This is a genomic window from Geodermatophilus nigrescens (assembly GCF_900129495.1).
Classification (GTDB): domain Bacteria; phylum Actinomycetota; class Actinomycetes; order Mycobacteriales; family Geodermatophilaceae; genus Geodermatophilus; species Geodermatophilus nigrescens.
In genome coordinates this window covers 346,838-366,523 of the sequence record NZ_FQVX01000003.1, presented here as the reverse complement: position 1 = coordinate 366,523, position 19,686 = coordinate 346,838, and the positions used below count along the sequence as shown (strand labels likewise).

Genomic DNA, 19,686 nt, shown 5'->3' with positions numbered 1-19,686 from the left:
CGGACGTAGCGTCGGCGCGTGCGGCTCCCCTCGATCCCCGGCCCGTCCGACGTCTTCTCCGCCGTCGAGAGCCTGCGCGACGGCGTCGCCGAGGCCCTCGCTCTCGTGCCGCGGGTGGCGGCGGCGGTGGACCGGCTCGACGACCTGCTCGACCGGGTGGACCGGGTGGTCGGCCGGGCGGAGGGCCTGGTGGAGCACGCCGGCGGGACGATCGCCGCCGCCGACCGTGCGATCGAGGCGGTGGGCAGCACCCGCGAGCGCGCGGACGCCGCCATCGCCGACGTCGCCCGGACGCGGCAGCGGGCGGACGAGGCGATCGCGAGCGTCGAGGAGACGCAGCAGCGGGCAGACGCCGCCATCGGCAACGTCGAGGCGACCCAGCAGCGCGCCGATGCCGCCATCGGGAACGTCGAGCAGACGCAGCAGCGCGCCGACGCCGCGATCGGGGACGTCCAAGCGACGCAGCAGCGCGCCGACGAGGCCATCGGGAACGTCGAGCGGACCCAGCAGAAGGCCGACGCCGCCATCGGCAACGTCGAGCGGACCCAGCAGAAGGCCGACGCCGCCATCTCCGCGGTCGAGCAGACGCAGCAGAAGGCGGATGCTGCGATCGGCAACGTCGAGGCGACCCAGCAGAAGGCCGACGCGGCGATCTCCGCCGTCGAGCAGACCCAGCAGCGGGCCGACGACGCGATCGGTGCGGTCGGCCGGACGATCGACGGCGCGCAGGGCGCCGTGGAGCGCACCGAGGGGCTGGTCGGCCGGATCGACCCGCTGCTCGCCGGCTACGAGGAGCCGCTGGCCCGGCTGACGCCGTCGGTCCGCCGGCTGGCCGAGACGCTGGACCCGCACGAGGTCGAGGCGCTGGTGCAGCTCGTCGACCGGCTGCCCTCGCTGGTCACGCACCTCGACGAGGGCGTGATCCCGGTGCTCGAGGGGCTCGGCGACGTCGGCACCGACGTGCACGACCTGCTCGACACCATGCAGGACATCCGCGAGGTGGTGAAGGGCTTCCCCGGCTCGAAGCTCTTCCGCCGCCGGGGCCGCGAGGAGATCGCCGACGAGGCCGACAACGGCTCCCCGGACGGCCAGGAGGCCCAGGAGCGCACCGGCTCCTGAGCCTCCTCGGCCGGCCCCGAGGGCCGCGGACCGGTCAGGTCTCGGTCGGGTACCCCAGCGCCCGGGCGACGTCGCCGATGCGCTCGTAGGTCTCGCCCTCGGGCAGCCGCTCCAGCTCGGCGACGACGGCGTCCGGGGCGCGGTGGTCCTGCGCGGCCTCGACCAGGGCAGGGCCGTCGGCCGGGAAGTCGGCCCGGACGAGCCAGCGCGCGAGCTCGGCCCGCGCGACCACGGCGTCCTCGGTCATGCCGACCGGGACGCCGCCGATCAGCGTGCTGTTCGGGCTGCCGGCGGGGTCCGGCTCGCCCTCGGCCACGGGCTCCACCTCGCGGAACTCCTCGGACCGGGTGGCGCGCCCGGACTTGAGCATCCCCTGGATCTCGTGCTCGATCTCCTCGTCGAGACGCGGGTTGTGCTTGTCGCTGCGCGACGACACCCCGGCGAATCGGTCGTCCATCTCGCTCACGGCATCTCCTACTTCTCGTCGAGCGCGGACGGCTTGTGCACCGCCGTCTTCCCGCTCTTGTCGCTCTTGACCTCGTACTGCGGCTCGTCGGCGCTGGCCTTGACCTTCCGGCCGCCGGCCTCGGTGTCCTTCGTGATCTTCTTGGTGACCTCGCCCTCGGCCTTGCTGCCGTGGCTGTTCCAGGTGACGTGGTCACCCTTCGTGAACTCGTCGGCCATGACCCCGTCCTCGGTCGTCCGTGTGGTCCTCCCCCGGTGCCCGGCCCGTCCGGGGGGCACACATGCCGCCCGGGCCGGCCGGCGAGCGACCCAGATCACCCCGGCGGCGGGGAGGTCCACCCGATCGGGCAGTGCCACGGACGCGGCGGTCACGTAGCGTTCACGTCGACGGGGGTCACCGACACGAACCCGCTGCTCCGAGTCGAGGGGCAGTGACGGAGCGTGAGGTCCTTCGTCCTCGATCGCCGGCCCGGTCGACCTCATTCCCCCGGGGTCGGCCGGGTCGGCCCGTATCGGCCCCCGGTCCCTACGCTCGCTGCGTGTCCGAGCCCGGCGATCCCCGCAGCGTCGACGTCCTCACCGTCACCTCCGTCGCGGACGTGACGCCGTCGGTGCGGCGGGTGGTCCTGTCCGGCACGGCGGACGCCGTCGCCGCGGCCGGCCCGACGGTCAACCTGCTCGTGCCCCGGGTCGGCGACCCGGACCCGCGCTGGCCGTCGGTCGCCCGCGACGGGCGCGTGGTCTGGCCGGTGGGCGCGCACGGGGTGAGCCTGCGCAGCTACACGGCCCGCCGGCAGGACGTGCGGCGCGGCGAGGTGGAGATCGACTTCGTGCTGCACGGCGACGGCCCGGCGGCGTCGTGGGCGGCCGCCGCGGCCCCGGGCGCCCTGCTCGGGGTGGCCGGCAGCGGGGCCCTGGGCGACCGGCCCGCGGGCACGCTCCTGCTGGCCGGCGACGAGACGGCGCTGCCGGCGATCAGCCGGATCCTCGCCGCGGCCGCGCCGGACACCACCGGCACCGCGCTGCTGGAGGTGGCGGGCCCCGAGGAGGAGCAGTCCCTGGCCGCCCCGGCCGGCGTCGAGGTGCGCTGGCTGCACCGCGGCGGCACCCCGCCCGGGGAGGGCACGCTGCTCGCCGACGCCGTCGCCGCCCTCGACCGCCCGGCCGGGGACGACCTGTTCGCCTGGGTGGCCGCCGAGTCCGCCGCCGTCCGGGTGGTGCGGGCCGACCTGCGCGGCCGCTGGGGCCTGTCCCGCGCCCAGCACCACGCGATCGGCTACTGGCGGCGCGGCCGGGCGATGTCCCCCGCCGGCTGAGCGGCGGCGTCCGGACCGCGGGACGTCCTGACCACCGACGTCCAGGCAGCTCACAGGTACCGTCCAGTGCACCCGCAGCCGCGCCCCGCACCGTGGGTGTCATGACGACGGTAGCCAGGCGTCCGACGGGAGATGTCGTGACGGGGACCCGCAGCGCTCGCGCCACCGGACCGGAGGCCCGCCTCCTGGTGGTCGACGACGAGCCGAACATCCGCGAGCTGCTCTCGGCGAGCCTGCGCTACGCCGGCTTCGAGGTGGCGACGGCGGCCGACGGGCAGCAGGCGCTCGCGCTGGCCGCGTCCTTCCGGCCCGACCTGCTGGTGCTCGACGTGATGATGCCGGGGCTCGACGGCTTCGGCGTCGTCCGGCGGCTGCGCGAGAGCGGCCGGCACACGCCGGTGCTGTTCCTCACCGCGCGCGACGCCGCGGAGGACAAGGTCTCCGGGCTGACCCTCGGCGGCGACGACTACGTCACCAAGCCCTTCAGCCTCGACGAGGTGCTCGCCCGCATCCGGGCCGTCCTGCGCCGCAGCACCGGCCAGCAGCGCGCCGCCGAGAGCCCCCGGCTGTCGTTCGCCGACATCGAGCTCGACGAGGAGTCGCACGAGGTCGTGAAGGCCGGCGAGGTCGTCAGTCTCTCGCCGACGGAGTTCAAGCTGCTGCGCTACCTGATGGCCAACGCCGGGCGCGTGCTGTCGAAGGCGCAGATCCTCGACCACGTGTGGAACTACGACTTCAACGGCGAGGCGAACGTCGTCGAGTCCTACATCTCCTACCTGCGGCGCAAGGTCGACACCACCGAGCCCCGCCTGCTGCACACCATCCGCGGCGTCGGCTACACGCTGCGCCTGCCGCGCGGTTCGTGAGCACCTCCGCCGGGGCCCCGCCCGCGGCCCGCGGCGGCTCCCCCCTGCCGCGGGTCCCGCTGCGGATCACGCTGGTGGCGCTGCTGCTCGTGCTGGTCACCGTCGCGCTGGTCGCCACCGGCGTGGCGGCGACGTCGCTGCTCAAGCGCTACCTCGTCGACCAGCTCGACCAGCAGCTGGAGAGCACGCTGCGCCAGTCGGTGGAGCAGGAGAACTACGTCACCGCCTGCCTGTTCGGCGGGCGGCAGCGCTACGTCACCCCCGGCGACTACCAGGCCTGCCTCGTCCCCGGCGACGAGCGGCCGGTGGTGCTCTCCGGTCCGCTGTCCGACGACGACCTGCCCGCCCTCGACGACGACACGGTCGAGGAGCTGACCTCGGAGGCCGGGCGCGGCCGCCCCGGCCCCGGCGGCCACGGCGCCCACACCGTCGCTTCCGCGGACCGGGACACCTACTGGCGGGTGACCGCCGTGGAGCTGCCCGGCGGCCTGGTGCTCGTCGCCGGCGGCGACCTGGACCGCGACGACCGGGTGATCGCCCGGCTCGTGGTGATCGAGGTGGTCGTCGGGCTGGTCGTGCTCGCCGCGCTCGGGGTGGCCGGGTACGCCCTGGTGCGCAGCAGCCTGCGGCCGCTGGCGGCCGTCGAGCGCACCGCGCAGGCGATCGCGGCCGGCGACCTGTCCCAGCGGGTGCCCGAGGGCGACGGCCGCACCGAGGTCGGCCGGCTGTCGCAGGCGCTCAACGGCATGCTCGCCCGCATCGAGAGCGCCTTCCGCGCCCAGCAGCGCTCCGAGGAGCAGGCGCGGGCGTCGGAGGAGCGGATGCGCCGGTTCGTCGCCGACGCGAGCCACGAGCTGCGCACCCCGCTGACGTCGATCCGCGGCTTCGCCGAGCTCTACCGGCAGGGCGCCGTCGGCAGCGCCGAGGAGACCGGGCGGCTGATGGCCCGCATCGAGAGCGAGGGCTCGCGGATGGGCGTGCTGGTCGAGGACCTGCTGCAGCTCGCCCGTCTCGACCAGCAGCGCCCGCTGTCGCTCACCCCGGTCGACCTGGCCGAGCTCGCGGGCGACGCCGTCCACGACGCGCGGGTGCTCCAGCCCGACCGGCCGGTCTCGCTGCACCTCGAGGACTCCCTCACCGAGGTGCCCGTGGTGCTCGGCGACGAGGCGCGGCTGCGCCAGGTGGTGGGCAACCTGGTCACCAACGCGGTGGTGCACACCCCGCCGACGGCGCGGGTCACCGTCTCCCTCGGCGAGGACACCAGCGACGGCGGCGACCGGGTGGTGCTGCGGGTGGCCGACGAGGGCCCGGGCATGGCCCCGGAGGACGCCGCGCGGGTGTTCGAGCGCTTCTACCGGGCCGACGCCTCCCGCAGCCGGGTGGCCGGCGGCACGGGGCTGGGCCTGGCGATCGTCTCCTCGCTGGTGGCCGCGCACGGCGGCGACGTCTCGCTGGACACCGCCCCCGGGCGGGGCGCGGTGTTCACCGTCCGGCTGCCGCGCTCCGGGCCCGACGCCGGCGGGGTCCCCGGACAGGCGCCGGCGGGCGCGGACGTACCGTCCGCGGGTGACTCATGACGCCGAGGGCAGCCCCTCCGACCCCGCGCTGACGGCCCCGGTCGCCGACCCGGGCGACGCGCCCGTCCGCGGAGGTGCCCGGTGAGGGACGTCGAGGTGGCCGCGGCCGCCGCCCGGGCCGCCGCGGACGTGCTGGTGGAGCTGCGGGCCGGCGGGCTGACCGGGCGGGCGCTCGGCGACGCCGGGGACGCGGCCGCGCAGGAGGCCATCGCCGGGGTCCTCGCCGTGCACCGGCCCGACGACGTCGTGTTCAGCGAGGAGGCCGCCGACGACCGCAGCCGCCTGGAGGCCGGGCGGGTGTGGATCGTCGACCCGCTCGACGGCACCCGCGAGTACGGCGAGACGGACCGGTCCGACTTCGCCGTGCACGTGGCGCTGTGGGGAGCCGGGACGCTGACCGCCGCGGCCGTGGCGCTGCCCGCCGCCGGCGAGGTGCTGGTCACCGACCCGGCGCCGGCCCTGCCCGCCGCCGTCGCGCGGGCGCCCCGGATCGCGGTCAGCCGCACCCGCCCGCCCGCGCAGGCGGACGCCGCGGCGGCCGCGGTCGGCGGCGAGCTCGTGCCCCTGGGGTCGGCCGGCTACAAGGTCACCGCGGTGGTGCGCGGCGAGGTCGACGCCTACGTGCACGCCGGCGGGATGTACCAGTGGGACTCCGCGGCGCCGGTCGCCGTCGCCCTGGCCGCGGGCCTGACCGCGCTGCGGCTGGACGGGTCGCCGCTGCGCTACAACGAGCCCGACCCGTCGCTGCCCGACCTGCTGGTGTGCCGGCCGGAGCTGGCCGCGGACCTCCTGGCCGCCGTCCGCGGCACGACGTGACGGACACTGGGGACGTGACGACCCCCGCCCACCGGCTCACCCAGCTGGAGACCCTCGAGGCCGAGTCGATCCACGTCATCCGCGAGGTGGCCGCCGAGCTCGAACGCCCGGTGCTGCTGTTCTCCGGCGGCAAGGACTCCATCGTCATGCTGGAGCTCGCCCGCAAGGCGTTCGCCCCGGCGCGCATCCCGTTCCCGGTGATGCACGTCGACACCGGGCTGAACTTCCCCGACGTGCTCGAGTTCCGCGACAAGCGGGTGGCCGAGCTCGGCGTGGAGCTCGTCGTCGCCTCGGTGCCCGACGCGATGGCCCGCGGGCTGGTGCGCGAGGAGCCCAACGGCTCGCGCAACCGCATCCAGACGCCGGTGCTGCTCGAGGCGGTCGAGGAGCACGGGTTCACCGCCCTGTTCGGCGGCGCCCGCCGCGACGAGGACAAAGCGCGGGCCAAGGAGCGGGTGTTCAGCTTCCGCGACGAGTTCGGCCAGTGGGACCCGAAGAACCAGCGGCCGGAGCTGTGGGACCTCTACAACGGCCGGATCCACCTCGGCGAGTCGATCCGGGTGTTCCCGCTGTCGAACTGGACCGAGCTCGACATCTGGCAGTACATCGCGCAGGAGGGCATCGCGATCCCGCCGCTGTACCTGGCGCAGGAGCGCGAGGTCGTCGAGCGGCAGGGGATGCTCTACGCCGTCAACGAGTTCGTCCGCCCGCGCGAGGGCGAGCAGGTGACCCGCGAGACCGTCCGCTACCGGACCGTCGGCGACGCCAACCTCACCGCGGCGGTCCGCTCGCGGGCGACGACGGTCGAGGAGGTCATCGCCGAGATCGCGGTGACCCGGCTGACCGAGCGCGGCGCCACCCGCGGCGACGACAAGGTCAGCGACGCCGCGATGGAGGACCGGAAGAAGGAGGGCTACTTCTAGCCCGCGCCCGCCTGCGGTACCGGCGCAGCAGGACGACGACGGTGACGGCGAGCAGCAGGAGGCCCGCCGGCCACCCCACCGCCTCCGGCGCGCCCACGCCGAGCGCCTCGGCCACGACGTAGCCCACCGAGTAGCCGGCGACGACGACCAGCAGCACCGGCACCAGGAACACCAGACCGCCCACTGCGGCTCCTCCCCGCGGGCGCCCGGTGGCGCCGCTCACACCAGCGTCCCCGCTCGCGGCGCCGCGTGTCGCGGCTGGGACGATGGGGGCCATGTCCGACCTGCCCGCCGTCGACGTCCACTCCGCTGCCGCCGAGCAGGCGGCAGAGATCGCGACGGCCCGCCGGGACATCGCCCGCATCGCCACGGCCGGCTCGGTCGACGACGGCAAGAGCACGCTCATCGGCCGCCTGCTGTTCGACAGCAAGGCCGTCTTCGAGGACCAGTACGCGGCGATCGAGCGCGCCAGCCGCGGCGACTACGTCGACCTGGCGCTGCTCACCGACGGCCTGCGCGCCGAGCGGGAGCAGGGCATCACCATCGACGTCGCCTACCGGTACTTCAGCACCCCGCGGCGCACGTTCGTCCTCGCCGACACCCCGGGGCACGTGCAGTACACGCGCAACATGGTCACCGGCGCCTCGACCGCCGACCTCGCGATCGTGCTGGTCGACGCCCGCAAGGGGATCCTCGAGCAGAGCCGCCGACACGCCTACCTCGCCGCGCTGCTGCGGGTGCCGCACCTGGTGGTCGCGGTGAACAAGATGGACCTCGTCGACTGGTCGCAGGAGGTGTTCGAGGCGATCCGCGACGAGTTCCGCGCCTTCGCCGCGCGCCTGCACGTCCCCGACCTGACCGTCGTGCCGGTCTCGGCGCTGCGCGGCGACAACGTCGTCACCCGCTCCGACGCCGCCCCCTGGTACGACGGCCCGTCGCTGCTCGAGCACCTCGAGTCGGTCGAGGTGGCCGGCGACGCCAACCTCACCGACGTCCGCTTCCCCGTGCAGTACGTCATCCGCCCGCAGTCCGACGCGTTCCACGACTACCGCGGCTACGCCGGCACGGTGGCCAGCGGCGTGCTGCGGCCCGGCGACGCGGTGGCGGTCCTGCCGTCCGGCCGGACGACGACGATCGCCGGCATCGACGGCCCGCGCGGCCCGGTCGACGTCGCCGTCCCGCCCATGTCGGTGACCGTGCGCCTCGCCGACGACCTCGACGTGTCCCGCGGCGACATGCTCTGCGGCCCCGACGGCGGCCCGGAGGCCACCCAGGACCTCGACGCACTGGTCTGCTGGATGGCCGAGGAGCCGCTGCGCCCCCGGCAGCGCCTGGCGGTCAAGCACACCACCCGGTCGGTGCGCGCGATGGTCAAGGAGGTCGTGCACCGGCTCGACGTCAACACCCTCGACCACGAGGAGGAGGCCGGCGAGCTCGGCCTCAACGACATCGGCCGGGTGCGGCTGCGCACCACCCAGCCGCTGTTCGTCGACGACTACACGCACAACCGCGCCACGGGCCGGTTCATCCTCGTCGACGAGGCCACCAACGCCACCGTCGGCGCCGGGATGCTCGTCCCCCACTGACCCGGGGTCAGCGCAGCGCGACCGGCAGGGTCTCGAAGCCGCGCAGCGTCCGCAGGTCGCGGCGCACCGGCGTCCCGGCCACCCGCAGCCGCGGGAAGCGCTCGGTGAGCACCTGCAGGCCCACGGTGCCCTCCAGGCGGGCCAGCCCGGCGCCCAGGCAGTAGTGGACGCCGCCGGAGAAGGCCAGGTGGTCGCGGGCGTTGGGGCGGGTGACGTCGAACCGCGCCGGGTCGGCGAAGACGGCGGGGTCGCGGTTCGCCGCGCCGAGCAGCACGGTGACGCGGGTACCGGCCGGCAGCGGGACGCCGGCGAACTCCGCGTCCCGGGTCAGGCTGCGGCCGGTGAGCTGCACGGGGCTGTCGGCGCGCAGCACCTCCTCGACGGCGCCGTCCCAGCCGGCGGGGTCCTCCCGCAGCGCGTCCCACTGGTCGCGGTGGGCGTCGAGCAGCACGACGGCGTTGCCGAGCAGGTTGACCGTCGTCTCGAAGCCGGCGCCGAGCAGCAGCATCACGGTGGCGTGCAGCTCGCGCTCGCTCAGCGCCTCGTCGCCGTCCAGCGTGACCAGGCGGCTGACCAGGTCGTCGCCGGGGTCGGCGCGCAGCCGGGCGAAGTGGCCGCGCAGGAAGGCGTGCATGGCGCGCAGCCCGCGCTCCGCGGCGAGGTAGCGGCGCGGGGACAGGCCGGCGTCGAGGGTGGCGGCGGCCGCGGCGCCCCAGCGCAGGAAGTCCTCGCGCCGGTCGGCGGGGACGGCGAGCAGGTCGGCGATGACGAGCACCGGCAGCTGCGCGGCGTAGGCGCCGACGAGGTCGACGACGCCGTCGCGGCCGGCGAGGTCGTCGAGCAGCGCCTCGGCGGTGCGCCGGACCATCGGCGCGGAGGCGAGCGTGGCGCGCGGGGTGAAGGCGCGGCCGACCAGGCGGCGGAAGCGGGTGTGGTCGGGCGGGTCGGTGACCAGCATCGACGGCGGCTCGGCCACGCCCGTGGCGTCGAGCTCGTCGCCCAGCCGCAGGGCCCAGCGGATGGGTGCCGGCGCCTGCGAGCGGTCCCAGCCCACGCCGGCGGCGTCGGAGCGCAGCACGGCGGCGGCCACGGCGTGCGAGGTGGTGACCGGGCCGAGCGCGCCGGCGGTGACCGGCCCGCGGTCGCGTAGCCGCTCGTGGAGGGCGTACGGGTCCTGGCGGGCGGCCGGGTCGCGCAGGAGGCGGGCGAGGGGGTCGCCGCGGCGGGCGGCCCGGGAGAGGTACACCGCCGGGAGGCCGTGCCGCACGGCGTAGCGGGCCGCGGTGCGCACCGGGCGCAGCAGCGGCGACCGCGGCGGCTCGGCGGGGACGGCCGGGGCCGGGCGCGGGGACGTCGTCGTCATGGGCACCTCCCGCCCGGCGCTCGCCGGGCGGGAGGCAGTGTCGCAGGACCTACTGGTCGGTGTCGGACGGCTCGGGGGCCTGGCTCGCGTCGCCGTCCCAGTCCTTGCCCGCCTTGTAGGCGTGACCGGAGGCGCTGTCGGTCTGGTCGGCGACGGCCTCCACCATCTCCTCGTCGGACAGGCCCTCGCCGGCTGCCTCGGTGTGGCTGGTGGGCTCGCTCATCACGTCTCCTCCGTCGGACGGCATCGGTCTCCCCAGCCCTCCCCGGGGAGCCGCCGGGGCAAACGCGCGGTGCGTCTCAGCCCGCCGACCGGGAGTCCAGGACGAACCACACCCGCTTGCCGTCGCCGGCGTCCTCGACGCCCCAGTCGTCGGCGATGGCCGCGACGATCTGCATGCCGCGGCCGCGCGGCTGGTCGCCGCGCAGCTCGCCCACCACAGGGCGGACGGCGCTGCCGTCGGCGACGGCGACCCGCAGCCAGCCGTCGGAGTACTCGAGCTCCAGGGAGAGCACGGCCTCCCCCTCGACGTGGTCGACGACGTTGGCCACGAGCTCGGTGACCAGCAGCTCGACGTCGCCCGCGTCCTGCGGGGCCCGCCAGGCGCGCAGCACCTCCCGTGCGACGTGGCGCGCCACGGGCACGCTCCGGGGGGACGGTGGCAGGTCCACCCGGGCGGTGAGCGTCGACATCGGTCTCCCTGGAACGGCGCCGGACCGACACGGAGCAGTCTCGGTTGTGCGCTATCGGATCGGGGACGACCCTCCCAGGTCGGCGGCCGGTGTGCAACCACCCCTTGCGTGTCACGCGTGTTGCACGCAACGGCCGTTCAACAAGGTAGTGTGCAACCGTTCCCGGTGGAGCAGACCGCCGGGGAGGACGCGGGAGGACGACCGTGGCAGGACCGCAGCAGCTTCCGGTGGAGCCGGAGCAGACCGGACCGCAGGACGACGGGCGCGAGCGGGACACCGCGCTGGCCGCGCTGCAGGACCTGGTGCGCGAGATCGACCGCTGCGCCGTCGAGCTGCAGGGCGCGCGCGAGCGCGCCGAGCTCCTGCTGGCCGAGCGCCGCACCGGGCGGGCGTGGCTCGACATCGTCAGCGCCGAGGCCCGGCCGCTGGTCGTCGAGCGGATCACCACGGTGCTGTCGGCCCTCGCGGGCGCGGGCTCGGCCTGGCGCCGCGCGCAGGCCCGCGCCCTGCAGGACGAGCAGGTGAGCATCAACCGCATCGCCGCCCTGTTCGGCGTCACCCGGCAGCGCATCTCCGCGCTGCTGCGCGAGCCGGCGTCGGACCCCGTGCCGGACCCGGACGCCGCGCCCCCGGCCTGAGCGCCGGGGCGGTCTACGCCGTGAGCGCGTCGATCGCCTTGTAGAGCCGCTGCTCCGACACCGGACGGGGCGTGCCGATCTGCTGCGCGAACAGCCCGACGCGCAGCTCCTCGACCATCCACCGGATGCGGGTGACCGGGTCGTCGGGGGCGCCGGTGGGCGGCACCTCGCGGCGCAGCTGCTCGTACTCGGCGGTCACGGCGGCGACCTGGTCCGTCCAGAGGGCGTCGCGCACCGCGTTGGCCGGCAGCTTCTCCAGCCGGTACGCCATGGCCTTCAGGTAGCGGACCAGGTCGGGCAGCCGCCGCCGCCCGGCGTCGGCGACGAAGCCGCGGTGCAGCAGGCCGCCCATCTGCCGGCGCAGGTCGGCGACGGCCGCCTCGGGCACCCGCCGGCCGGGCGCCGCGCCGATCGCGACGGCGACCTCGCGGGCCTGGGTGAGCACCGCCTCGACCCGCCGGACGGCGTCCTGGGTGAGCGGCAGCAGCTGCTCCTTCGCCGTCGCGACCAGCGCGGCGAAGGCCGCCCCGTCGCGCGGCGGCCCGCCCGCGGCGGCGACCAACTCGTCGGCGGCGGCGTCGACGCAGTCGTCGACCAGCGCCGGGATCTCGCCGTCGGGGTTGAACTGCAGGGCCAGCCGGCTCCTCGGTGACAGCCCCTTGACCACCTGCCGGGTGGGCGAGCCCGCCACGAGCACGAGCAGCCGGCGGGAGCCGCGCCAGGACAGGCGCGCGGCCTCCGCCTCGGTGGAGACGACCCGCACGCCGACGGTGGCGCCCTCGTCGACCAGCGCCGGGTACGCGGTGACCGCGTGCCCGCCGCGCCGCACCTCGACGGTGCGCGGCAGCTCGCCGATCGTCCAGGCCGTCAGCCCGGTGCGCTCGACGTCGGAGGCGGCCGCGGCGAGGCTCGCCCGCGCCTGCGGGGCGACCTCGCGGCGCAGCGCCTGCAGGTCCTTGCCGGTGGCCAGCGCGCGCTGCCGGTCGTCGACCACGCGGAAGGTCGCGCGCAGGTGGCCGGGGACCTGCGCCGGCTGCCAGGCGTCCGGCGGGACGACGACGGCCGCCGCGCGCCGCAGCTCGCGCTCCAGGGCCGGCAGCAGCGGCTCGGTCGGGGCGATGCGCGGCAGGACCTCGCGGACCCGGTCGGGGATCGGCACGAGCGCGCGCCGGAGCTGCTTGGGCAGCGTGCGGAGCAGCGCCGTCACCAGCTCCTCCCGCAGCCCGGGGACGGTGAAGGCCAGCGACTCCCCCGACGTCTGCTCGACCACGGAGTCGAGGACGGCGAGCGGGACGTCGACGGTGACGCCGTCCTCCGGCGCCCCGGGCGCGAAGGCGTAGGACAGCGGCAGGGTCAGCCCCTGGGTGAGCGGCACCTCGTCCGGGAAGTCCTCGGCGCGCACCTGCCCGGCGGCGGCCGCGTCGGTGAGCATCTCGGGCGTGAGGGTGAGCAGGTCGGGGGTGCGCTGGCGCGCGGTCTTCCACCAGCGGTCGAAGTGCCGGGTGGAGACGACGTCGGCCGGGACGCGCGCGTCGTAGAGCTCGAACAACGTCTCGTCGTCGACCCGGATGTCGCGCCGCCGGGCGCGCTCCTCCAGCTCGGCCACCCGCTCCAGCGCGCGCTGGTTGTCGGCCCAGAACCGGTGGTGCGTCGTCCACTCACCCTGGACGAGCGCGTGCCGGATGAACAGCTCACGGGAGACGACCGGGTCGATCGAGCCGTACTGCACGCGCCGGCCGACCACGAGCGGGATGCCGTACAGGGTGACCCGCTCGGTGGCGACGACGGAGCCGCGCCTGGCGTCCCACCGCGGCTCGGAGTACTCGCGGGAGACCAGGTGGCCGGCCAGCCGCTCGACGTCCTCGGGGTCGACGCGCGCGACGGTGCGCGCGAACAGCCGGCTGGTCTCGACCAGCTCCGCGGCCACCACCCAGCGCGGCGGCTTCCTCGCCAGCGGGGTGCCGGGCGCGATGACGAACCGGGCGCCGCGGGCGCCGAGGTACTCGCGGCCGCCGCGCCGCCGGTCACCGTCCTTCCGCTTCTCCTCCAGCTGGAGGCCGACCTGGGACAGCAGCCCGGCCAGCAGCGCGGTGGAGACGCCGCGCTCGTCGGGCTCGGCGGCGAGGGCGCCGACGGTCATGCCGAGGCGGCGGGCGGTGCCGCGCAGCTGGCCGTGCAGGTCCTGCCACTCGCGGATGCGCACGTAGTGCAGGAACTCGCGCTTGACCGTCTTCCGGAACTGGCTGCCGGACAGCGCGTCCTGCTGCCCGGTGAGGTACCGCCACAGGTTGAGCAGCGCGAGGAAGTCGGAGTGCTCGTCGGCGAACCGGGCGTGCATCTGGTCGGCGGCCTGCTGGTGCTCGGCGGGACGCTCGCGCGGGTCCTGGATCGTCAGGCCCGCGGCGATGACGAGGACCTCCTCGAGCACGCCGCGGCGGTCCGCCTCGACGACCATACGACCCAGCCGCGGGTCCAGGGGCAGCTGGGCGAGCGCCCGGCCGGTGTCGGTGAGCCGCCCGTCCTCCAGTGCCCCGAGCTCCTCGAGCAGGGCGCGGCCGTCGGTGACGGCGCGGCGGTCCGGCGGGTCGACGAACGGGAAGTCCTCCACCGCGCCGAGGTCGAGCGCGGCCATCTGCAGCAGCACCGAGGCGAGGCTGGTGCGCAGGATCTCCGGGTCGGTGTACTCCGGCCGGCCCTCGAAGTCCTCCTCGGTGTAGAGCCGGATGGCGATGCCGTCGGCGACGCGGCCGCAGCGCCCCGAGCGCTGCCGCGCGGAGGCCTGGCTGATCGGCTCGATCGGCAGCCGCTGCACCTTCGTGCGCGCGCTGTAGCGGGAGATGCGGGCGGTGCCGGGGTCGACGACGTAGCGGATGCCCGGCACGGTCAGCGACGTCTCGGCCACGTTGGTGGCCAGCACGATGCGCCGGCCGGTGTGCGGCTGGAAGACGCGGTGCTGGTCGGCGGCCGACAGGCGCGAGTAGAGCGGCAGCACCTCGGTGCCGGGGAAGCGCTCGGTGAGCACGTCGGCGGCGTCGCGGATCTCCCGCTCGCCGGCGAGGAAGACGAGGACGTCGCCGGGGCCCTCGGCGGCCAGCTCCTCGACGGCGTCGCCGATGGCGGTCACCTGGTCGCGGTCGGGATCGGCGTCCGGATCGTCGGGGTCGACGACGGGCCGGTAGCGCACCTCGACCGGGTAGGTGCGGCCGCTGACCTCGACCACGGGCACCTCGGCGCCGTCGAGCCCGAAGTGCTTGGCGATCCGCTCGACGTCGATGGTGGCCGAGGTGATGACGACCTTGAGGTCGGGACGGCGCGGCAGCAGCTGGGCGAGGTAGCCCAGCAGGAAGTCGATGGTGAGGCTCCGCTCGTGCGCCTCGTCGACGATGATCGTGTCGTACTGGCGCAGCAGCCGGTCGTGGGCGATCTCGGCGAGCAGGACGCCGTCGGTCATGAGCTTGACCGAGGTGGCGTCGCCGACCTGGTCGGTGAAGCGCACCTTCCACCCGACCGCGCCGCCGAGCGGGGTCTCCAGCTCCTCGGCGATCCGCTCGGCCACCGTGCGGGCGGCGATCCGCCGCGGCTGCGTGTGACCGATGCGGCCGCGCACGCCGCGGCCGAGCTCGAGGGCGATCTTGGGCAGCTGGGTGGTCTTGCCCGAGCCGGTCTCGCCGGCGACGACGACGACCTGGGACTCGCGCAGGGCGGCGGCGATGTCGTCGCGCCGGGCGCTGACGGGCAGCCCCTCGGGATAGGTGACCGCGGGCACGGCGGCGCGGCGGCGGGCGATGCGCTCCTCGGCGGCGACGACGTCGGCGGTGATCCGCTCCAGTGCCCGCTCGCGGGCCGCGGCGTCGCGGGTGCGGCGCAGCCCCTCCAGGCGGCGGCCGAGCCGGTGCTCGTCCTCGAGGGTCAGCGCGGCCAGCCGGGACCGGAGGTCCGGGAGGGTCGCGGTCACGGCGGTGCTCGGCTCCATCCATCGAGAGAGGGCCCGGTGCAGGCCGGGTCTCGCCCAGGATCGCACCGGTGGGGCCCGCGCCGTCGGCGTCCGGGGCCGACGGGGTCAACGCCCGCAGGCCGGTGGCTGTTCCTCCTCCGACACCGCGGGTACCGGAGTCGCACGGCTCACAGTGCGTGCACGACACAACTGGTTGCATGTACGGCGCAACGGTTTGTACGGTACATGCACCCGTCCCTCCGTCCCGGAGTCCTCCTGTGCCCTCCCCCGCCCCGCCTCCGGCAGGCGCCCGCTCCGCCGAGGTCCGGCGGCTGTCGGAGCAGATGCCGCGCTTCATGCGGCTGGTGCACGCGTTCAAGAGCCAGCAGGCCGCCGGCGACGGCCGTGAGCGCGCCGCGCTGGTGCTGCTGTTCCCGCTGACGCGGATCGGCCCGCTCCGCCAGAGCGCGCTCGCCGAGCTCGTGCACGCCGACCCCTCCACGGTCAGCCGGCACGTCGCCTCGCTCGTCGAGCAGGGCCTCGTGCAGCGCGTCGCCGACGAGACCGACGGCCGAGCCACCCGGCTGGTCGCCACCGACGCCGGCCGCGACGCCGCCGAGCGGCTCGCGCAGGAGCGCGCCACGCAGCTCGAGGCGATGCTCGCCGGCTGGTCCGACGACGACCTCGCCGCCCTCACCGGGCTCTTCGGGCGCCTGCTCGACGACCTCACGGCAGCGCTGCCGTCCCCCTCCGCACTCCCCGTCCCGAGAGAGAAGCCATGAGCCAGACCACCGCCCGCCCCGCCGGCGGGCGCAGCGGCGCCCGCGCCGCGGCGGCAGCACCGGACTCCTCCGGCGCGTTCACCCACCGCCAGATCGTCACGATCCTCGTCGGGCTGATGGTCGCGATGTTCCTCGCGGCCCTCGACCAGACGGTCGTCTCCACCGCCATCCGCACCATCGCCGACGACCTGCAGGGCTACGACCTGCAGGCCTGGGCGACGACGGCGTTCCTCATCACCTCGACGATCGCCACGCCGCTCTACGGCAAGCTCTCCGACATCTACGGCCGGCGGCCCTTCTACCTGTTCGCCATCGCCGTGTTCGTCGTCGGCTCGGTGCTGTGCGGCATGGCGACGTCGATGTACGAGCTGGCCGCCTTCCGCGCGGTGCAGGGCATCGGTGCCGGCGGCCTGATGTCGCTCGCGCTCGCGATCATCGGCGACATCGTCCCGCCGCGGGAGCGCTCGCGGTACCAGGGCTACTTCATGGCCGTCTTCGGCACCTCGAGCGTGCTCGGCCCGGTCATCGGCGGCTTCTTCGCGGGCCAGGGCTCGCTGCTCGGCGTCGACGGCTGGCGCTGGATCTTCTACGTCAACGTGCCGCTGGGCGTGCTCGCCTTCGTCGCCGTCTTCCGCGTGCTGCACCTGCCGCACGAGCGCCGCGAGCACCGCATCGACTGGCCGGGCGCGCTCGCGCTCATCACGTTCCTCGTGCCGCTGCTCGTCGTCGCCGAGCAGGGCCGGCTCTGGGGCTGGACCTCGGGCCGCTCGCTCGCCTGCTACGCCATCGGCGCCGTCGGCTTCGTGCTGTTCATCCTGGCCGAGCGCGCCTACCGCGACGACGCCCTGCTGCCGCTGCGCCTGTTCCGCAACCGCAGCTTCTCGGTGGTCGGCGTCGGCAGCGTCGTCATGGGCGCCGGCATGTTCGGCGGGCTGCTGCTCCTGCCGCAGTACCTGCAGATCGTGCACGGCTCCAGCGCCACGGTCGCCGGCCTCCAGATGATCCCGCTGGTCGCGGGCATCATGACCGGCGCGATGAGCTCGGGCATCGCGATCTCGAAGACCGGCCGGTACAAGGTCTTCCCGCTCGTGGGCATCGCGCTGATGACCGGCGCACTCCTGGCGATGTCGTTCGTCGTCGACGCCGACACCTCGGTGTGGACCCTGGTGCCCTTCATGGTGCTGCTGGGTCTCGGCCTCGGCTTCAACTTCCAGCCGGCGATCCTCGCGGTGCAGAACGCCGTGTCGCCGCGGGAGATGGGCGTGGCCACCTCGTCGGTGACCTTCTTCCGGCAGATGGGCGGCACGATCGGCACCGCCGTCTTCCTGTCGGTGCTGTTCAGCCGGCTGCCGCAGGACATCGGCGACGCCGTCACCTCCGCCGCCGCCTCCGACCCGCGGGTGGCCGAGGCGGTGCAGGGCGGTCAGCTGCCCGCGGGCGGCGACGCCCTCTCGGACACCTCGTTCATCCAGACGCTGCCGTCGTTCCTCGCGGCGCCGTTCAAGACCGGGTTCTCGAACTCGATCGACCTGGTGTTCCTCATCGCCGCGTGCGTGGTGGCCGTCGGGTTCTTCGTGTTCCTGTTCCTGCCGCAGCTGGCGCTGTCGAACAAGTCCGGCATCCAGGCGCGGCAGGCCGGCGAGCAGACCGCCGGCGGCCACGCGGCCGACCACGACGGCGCCGAGCAGGCCGTGCAGTCGGCCGGGGCGTCCGCGCCGACGTCGACCGCCCCGCCCGTCGGCCGTCCCGGCGACGCGGAGACCACCGGCCGCTCCTCCGGCTGACCTCCACGCACCACGAGAGGCTCCTCCCCGCGAGCTGCGGGGAGGGGCCTCTCGCCGTCCCGGGGCCGTCTCAGCCGTCTCGGCGGTTGATCATCGGACGCGTGCACGCCCCGGCGGCGTGTCGCACCGTGTCCCGTGCACGCAGCCGATGATCAACACGGATCGCCGCCCGGGGGTCAGCCGTGCGGCAGGAACACCGCGCGCACGCAGCCGTCCTGCTTCTCCTTGAACAGCTCGTAGCCGCGCGGCGCCTCCTCCAGCGGCATGACGTGCGTGGCCAGGTGCTCGGTGACCAGCTCGCCGCTCTCCATCCACTCCAGCAGCCGCGGGATGTAGCGCGGGCCGTGCACCTGGGCGCCGCGCAGGGTGAGGCCCTTGTTCATGACCGCGCCGAGCGGGAACTTGTCCACCATCGCGGCGAAGACGCCGAGGGTGAACACGCTGCCGCCCTTGCGGCACGCCATGATCGCCTCGCGCACCGCCGACGTCCGGTCGGTCTGCAGCCGCAGCTGCTGCTTGACCTGGTCGTAGACCCCCTGCGGGCCGGGGCTGTGCGCCTCCATGCCCACCGCCTCGATGCACACGTCCGGGCCGCGGCCGCCGGTGCGCTCGCGCAGCTCCGCGGCGACGTCGGTGCTCGAGTAGTCGATCACGTCCGCGCCGGCGTGCGTGCGGGCCTGCTCGAGCCGCTCGGGCAGGCGGTCGATGACGACGACCTGCTCCGCGCCCACCAGGGCGGAGATACGGGCGGCCATCTGACCGACGGCGCCGGCTCCCCACACCGCGACGGTGTCGCCGGGCTGCACGCCGCCCAGGTCGACGCCGGTGAAGGCGGTGGACGCGGCGTCGGAGGCGAACAGGGCGCGGTCGTCGGGGACGCCGTCGGGGACGACGAAGCTGCCGACGTCGGCGAAGGGCACCCGCATGTACTCCGCGTGGCTGCCGGCGTAACCGCCGACGGCGTGCGAGTAGCCGAGGCAGCCGCCGATGGCCTGGCCCCACAGCCCCTCGGTGATGCCGGGGTTCGGGTTGCTGTTGTCGCACAGCGAGTAGAGCTCGTTGCGGCAGTACCAGCAGTTCCCGCAGGAGACGAAGGAGGCGACGACGACGCGGTCGCCCACCCGGCGGTTGCGGACGCCGCTGCCGACCTCGACCACCTCGCCCATGAACTCGTGGCCGATGACGTCGCCGGCGCGCATGAACGGGATGTAGCCGGAGAGCAGGTGCAGGTCCGACCCGCAGGTGGTCGTCCGGGTGATCTTCAGGATCACGTCGTGGTCGTTGAGCAGCTGCGGCTCCGGGACGTCCTCCACCGACAGCTGGTTCACCCCGGTCCAGGTCAGCGCCCTCACAGCAGGCCCTCCTTCCGCGACGCGGCCACCGCGCCGTCGAGCAGCCGGCCGCCGGGAGTGTCGGCGCGCTCACCGTGCGGGCGCGGGTCCATCCGGAGCACCTCGCCCACCTCCACGAGCTGCTTGGTCTCCCGCAGCGCCTGCCGCAGCCGGCCGAGGTCGTCGTCGGTGGCCGGCCCGCGGAACCGGGCGGCGAGCTCGGTGCCCTTGTCGCCGGGCGCCGGTCGCACCCGCGTCTCGACCCGGTCCCCCAGCGCGGCCAGCGGCGAGGGCAGGTCGGCCAGCCGGTCGGGTGCGGCGAGCACCGTGACCGCGCGCCAGCGCCGCGCGGCGGTGGCCGGGTCGTCCTTGGCCGAGGCGGTGCCGACGCCGGGCAGCCGCACGGACTGCAGCCGCCCGAGCAGCGCCGCCCCCGCGCCGGTGGTCAGGCCGGTGGCCCGGCTGATGAGCTGGTCGAGGTCCATGGGAGACCT

General features: G+C 75.3%; 19 protein-coding genes. 10 read left to right on the top strand and 9 right to left on the bottom strand.

Annotated elements, in window-relative coordinates:
• The first annotated feature begins 18 nt into the window (after positions 1-18).
• Entirely contained in the window at positions 19-1,119 is a 1,101-nt protein-coding gene (locus tag BUE37_RS15370) for a hypothetical protein (protein ID WP_073421211.1), read from the top strand.
• A gap of 34 nt (positions 1,120-1,153) precedes the next feature.
• Here the strand turns inward: BUE37_RS15370 and BUE37_RS15365 are convergent, their stop codons facing one another.
• Together BUE37_RS15365 and BUE37_RS15360 are read right to left on the bottom strand one after the other, a co-directional pair.
• A complete protein-coding gene (locus BUE37_RS15365) occupies positions 1,154-1,576 on the bottom strand; it encodes a DUF2795 domain-containing protein (protein WP_073421910.1) in 423 nt (140 codons plus the stop codon).
• Positions 1,577-1,593: 17 nt separating this feature from the next.
• Entirely contained in the window at positions 1,594-1,803 is a 210-nt protein-coding gene (locus BUE37_RS15360) for a hypervirulence associated TUDOR domain-containing protein (protein ID WP_073421210.1), read from the bottom strand.
• A gap of 320 nt (positions 1,804-2,123) precedes the next feature.
• Between BUE37_RS15360 and BUE37_RS15355 the strand changes: the two genes are divergently transcribed.
• The 5 genes from BUE37_RS15355 (at position 2,124) to cysD (ending at position 7,082) form a co-directional block, all read left to right on the top strand.
• On the top strand, positions 2,124-2,900 hold the full coding sequence (locus BUE37_RS15355) for a siderophore-interacting protein (RefSeq protein ID WP_073421209.1): 777 nt from the start codon (positions 2,124-2,126) through the stop codon (positions 2,898-2,900).
• Positions 2,901-3,037: 137 nt separating this feature from the next.
• A complete protein-coding gene (locus tag BUE37_RS15350) occupies positions 3,038-3,766 on the top strand; it encodes a response regulator transcription factor (RefSeq protein ID WP_175562903.1) in 729 nt (242 codons plus the stop codon).
• On the top strand, positions 3,763-5,343 hold the full coding sequence (locus tag BUE37_RS15345; protein ID WP_073421207.1) for a sensor histidine kinase: 1,581 nt from the start codon (positions 3,763-3,765) through the stop codon (positions 5,341-5,343). The genes BUE37_RS15350 and BUE37_RS15345 overlap by 4 nt, the downstream gene beginning before the upstream one ends.
• Positions 5,344-5,424: 81 nt before the next feature.
• Complete coding sequence (locus tag BUE37_RS15340; protein WP_073421205.1) at positions 5,425-6,159, top strand: inositol monophosphatase family protein; 735 nt, start codon at positions 5,425-5,427, stop codon at positions 6,157-6,159.
• A gap of 14 nt (positions 6,160-6,173) precedes the next feature.
• Complete coding sequence (gene cysD / locus BUE37_RS15335; RefSeq protein ID WP_073421204.1) at positions 6,174-7,082, top strand: sulfate adenylyltransferase subunit CysD; 909 nt, start codon at positions 6,174-6,176, stop codon at positions 7,080-7,082.
• Here the strand turns inward: cysD and BUE37_RS15330 are convergent.
• Entirely contained in the window at positions 7,036-7,266 is a 231-nt protein-coding gene (locus tag BUE37_RS15330; protein ID WP_073421202.1) for a hypothetical protein, read from the bottom strand. The genes cysD and BUE37_RS15330 overlap by 47 nt on opposite strands.
• Before the next feature lie 91 nt (positions 7,267-7,357).
• Here BUE37_RS15330 and BUE37_RS15325 point away from each other — a divergent pair, with 91 nt between their 5' ends.
• Positions 7,358-8,668: a sulfate adenylyltransferase subunit 1 gene (locus tag BUE37_RS15325; protein ID WP_073421201.1), complete on the top strand. Its 1,311-nt coding sequence runs from the start codon at positions 7,358-7,360 to the stop codon at positions 8,666-8,668.
• A gap of 7 nt (positions 8,669-8,675) precedes the next feature.
• Here the strand turns inward: BUE37_RS15325 and BUE37_RS15320 are convergent, their stop codons facing one another.
• The 3 genes from BUE37_RS15320 to BUE37_RS15315 all read right to left on the bottom strand — a co-directional run bounded on the left by BUE37_RS15320 (position 8,676) and on the right by BUE37_RS15315 (position 10,723).
• Entirely contained in the window at positions 8,676-10,031 is a 1,356-nt protein-coding gene (locus BUE37_RS15320; RefSeq protein WP_073421199.1) for a cytochrome P450, read from the bottom strand.
• A 49-nt stretch (positions 10,032-10,080) separates the two neighbouring features.
• Positions 10,081-10,254 carry a hypothetical protein gene (locus BUE37_RS23940; RefSeq protein ID WP_175562902.1) on the bottom strand — a complete coding sequence of 58 codons (174 nt, stop codon included), beginning with the start codon at positions 10,252-10,254 and terminating at the stop codon, positions 10,081-10,083.
• Between the two features lie 76 nt (positions 10,255-10,330).
• Positions 10,331-10,723 (bottom strand): ATP-binding protein, encoded by a 393-nt coding sequence (locus BUE37_RS15315; protein WP_073421197.1) that lies wholly within the window; start codon positions 10,721-10,723, stop codon positions 10,331-10,333.
• Between the two features lie 203 nt (positions 10,724-10,926).
• On the opposite strand from BUE37_RS15315, the gene BUE37_RS15310 reads away from it, so the two are divergent.
• Complete coding sequence (locus tag BUE37_RS15310) at positions 10,927-11,361, top strand: hypothetical protein (RefSeq protein ID WP_245794635.1); 435 nt, start codon at positions 10,927-10,929, stop codon at positions 11,359-11,361.
• Positions 11,362-11,374: 13 nt separating this feature from the next.
• Here the strand turns inward: BUE37_RS15310 and hrpA are convergent, their stop codons facing one another.
• Positions 11,375-15,316 (bottom strand): ATP-dependent RNA helicase HrpA, encoded by a 3,942-nt coding sequence (gene hrpA, locus BUE37_RS15305; protein WP_245794633.1) that lies wholly within the window; start codon positions 15,314-15,316, stop codon positions 11,375-11,377.
• A gap of 257 nt (positions 15,317-15,573) precedes the next feature.
• On the opposite strand from hrpA, the gene BUE37_RS15300 reads away from it, so the two are divergent.
• Positions 15,574-16,077: a MarR family winged helix-turn-helix transcriptional regulator gene (locus BUE37_RS15300; RefSeq protein WP_245794631.1), complete on the top strand. Its 504-nt coding sequence runs from the start codon at positions 15,574-15,576 to the stop codon at positions 16,075-16,077.
• Complete coding sequence (locus BUE37_RS15295; protein ID WP_073421191.1) at positions 16,074-17,861, top strand: MDR family MFS transporter; 1,788 nt, start codon at positions 16,074-16,076, stop codon at positions 17,859-17,861. The genes BUE37_RS15300 and BUE37_RS15295 overlap by 4 nt, the downstream gene beginning before the upstream one ends.
• A gap of 176 nt (positions 17,862-18,037) precedes the next feature.
• Here BUE37_RS15295 and BUE37_RS15290 read toward each other — a convergent pair whose 3' ends face one another.
• Both BUE37_RS15290 and BUE37_RS15285 read right to left on the bottom strand, forming a co-directional pair.
• Positions 18,038-19,213 (bottom strand): zinc-dependent alcohol dehydrogenase, encoded by a 1,176-nt coding sequence (locus BUE37_RS15290; protein WP_073421189.1) that lies wholly within the window; start codon positions 19,211-19,213, stop codon positions 18,038-18,040.
• Positions 19,210-19,677: a hypothetical protein gene (locus BUE37_RS15285; RefSeq protein WP_083628729.1), complete on the bottom strand. Its 468-nt coding sequence runs from the start codon at positions 19,675-19,677 to the stop codon at positions 19,210-19,212. The genes BUE37_RS15290 and BUE37_RS15285 overlap by 4 nt, the downstream gene beginning before the upstream one ends.
• Between the last annotated feature and the right edge of the window lie 9 nt (positions 19,678-19,686).

Excerpts from the sequence above, each read along its gene's own strand:
- BUE37_RS15365 (WP_073421910.1), bottom strand. The coding sequence starts at position 1,576 with ATGGACGACCGATTCGCCGGGGTGTCGTCGCGCAGCGACAAGCACAAC.
- BUE37_RS15315 (WP_073421197.1), bottom strand. The coding sequence starts at position 10,723 with ATGTCGACGCTCACCGCCCGGGTGGACCTGCCACCGTCCCCCCGGAGC.
- BUE37_RS23940 (WP_175562902.1), bottom strand. The coding sequence starts at position 10,254 with ATGAGCGAGCCCACCAGCCACACCGAGGCAGCCGGCGAGGGCCTGTCC.
- BUE37_RS15360 (WP_073421210.1), bottom strand. The coding sequence starts at position 1,803 with ATGGCCGACGAGTTCACGAAGGGTGACCACGTCACCTGGAACAGCCAC.
- BUE37_RS15325 (WP_073421201.1), top strand. The coding sequence starts at position 7,358 with ATGTCCGACCTGCCCGCCGTCGACGTCCACTCCGCTGCCGCCGAGCAG.
- BUE37_RS15285 (WP_083628729.1), bottom strand. The coding sequence starts at position 19,677 with ATGGACCTCGACCAGCTCATCAGCCGGGCCACCGGCCTGACCACCGGC.
- BUE37_RS15295 (WP_073421191.1), top strand. The coding sequence starts at position 16,074 with ATGAGCCAGACCACCGCCCGCCCCGCCGGCGGGCGCAGCGGCGCCCGC.
- BUE37_RS15320 (WP_073421199.1), bottom strand. The coding sequence starts at position 10,031 with ATGACGACGACGTCCCCGCGCCCGGCCCCGGCCGTCCCCGCCGAGCCG.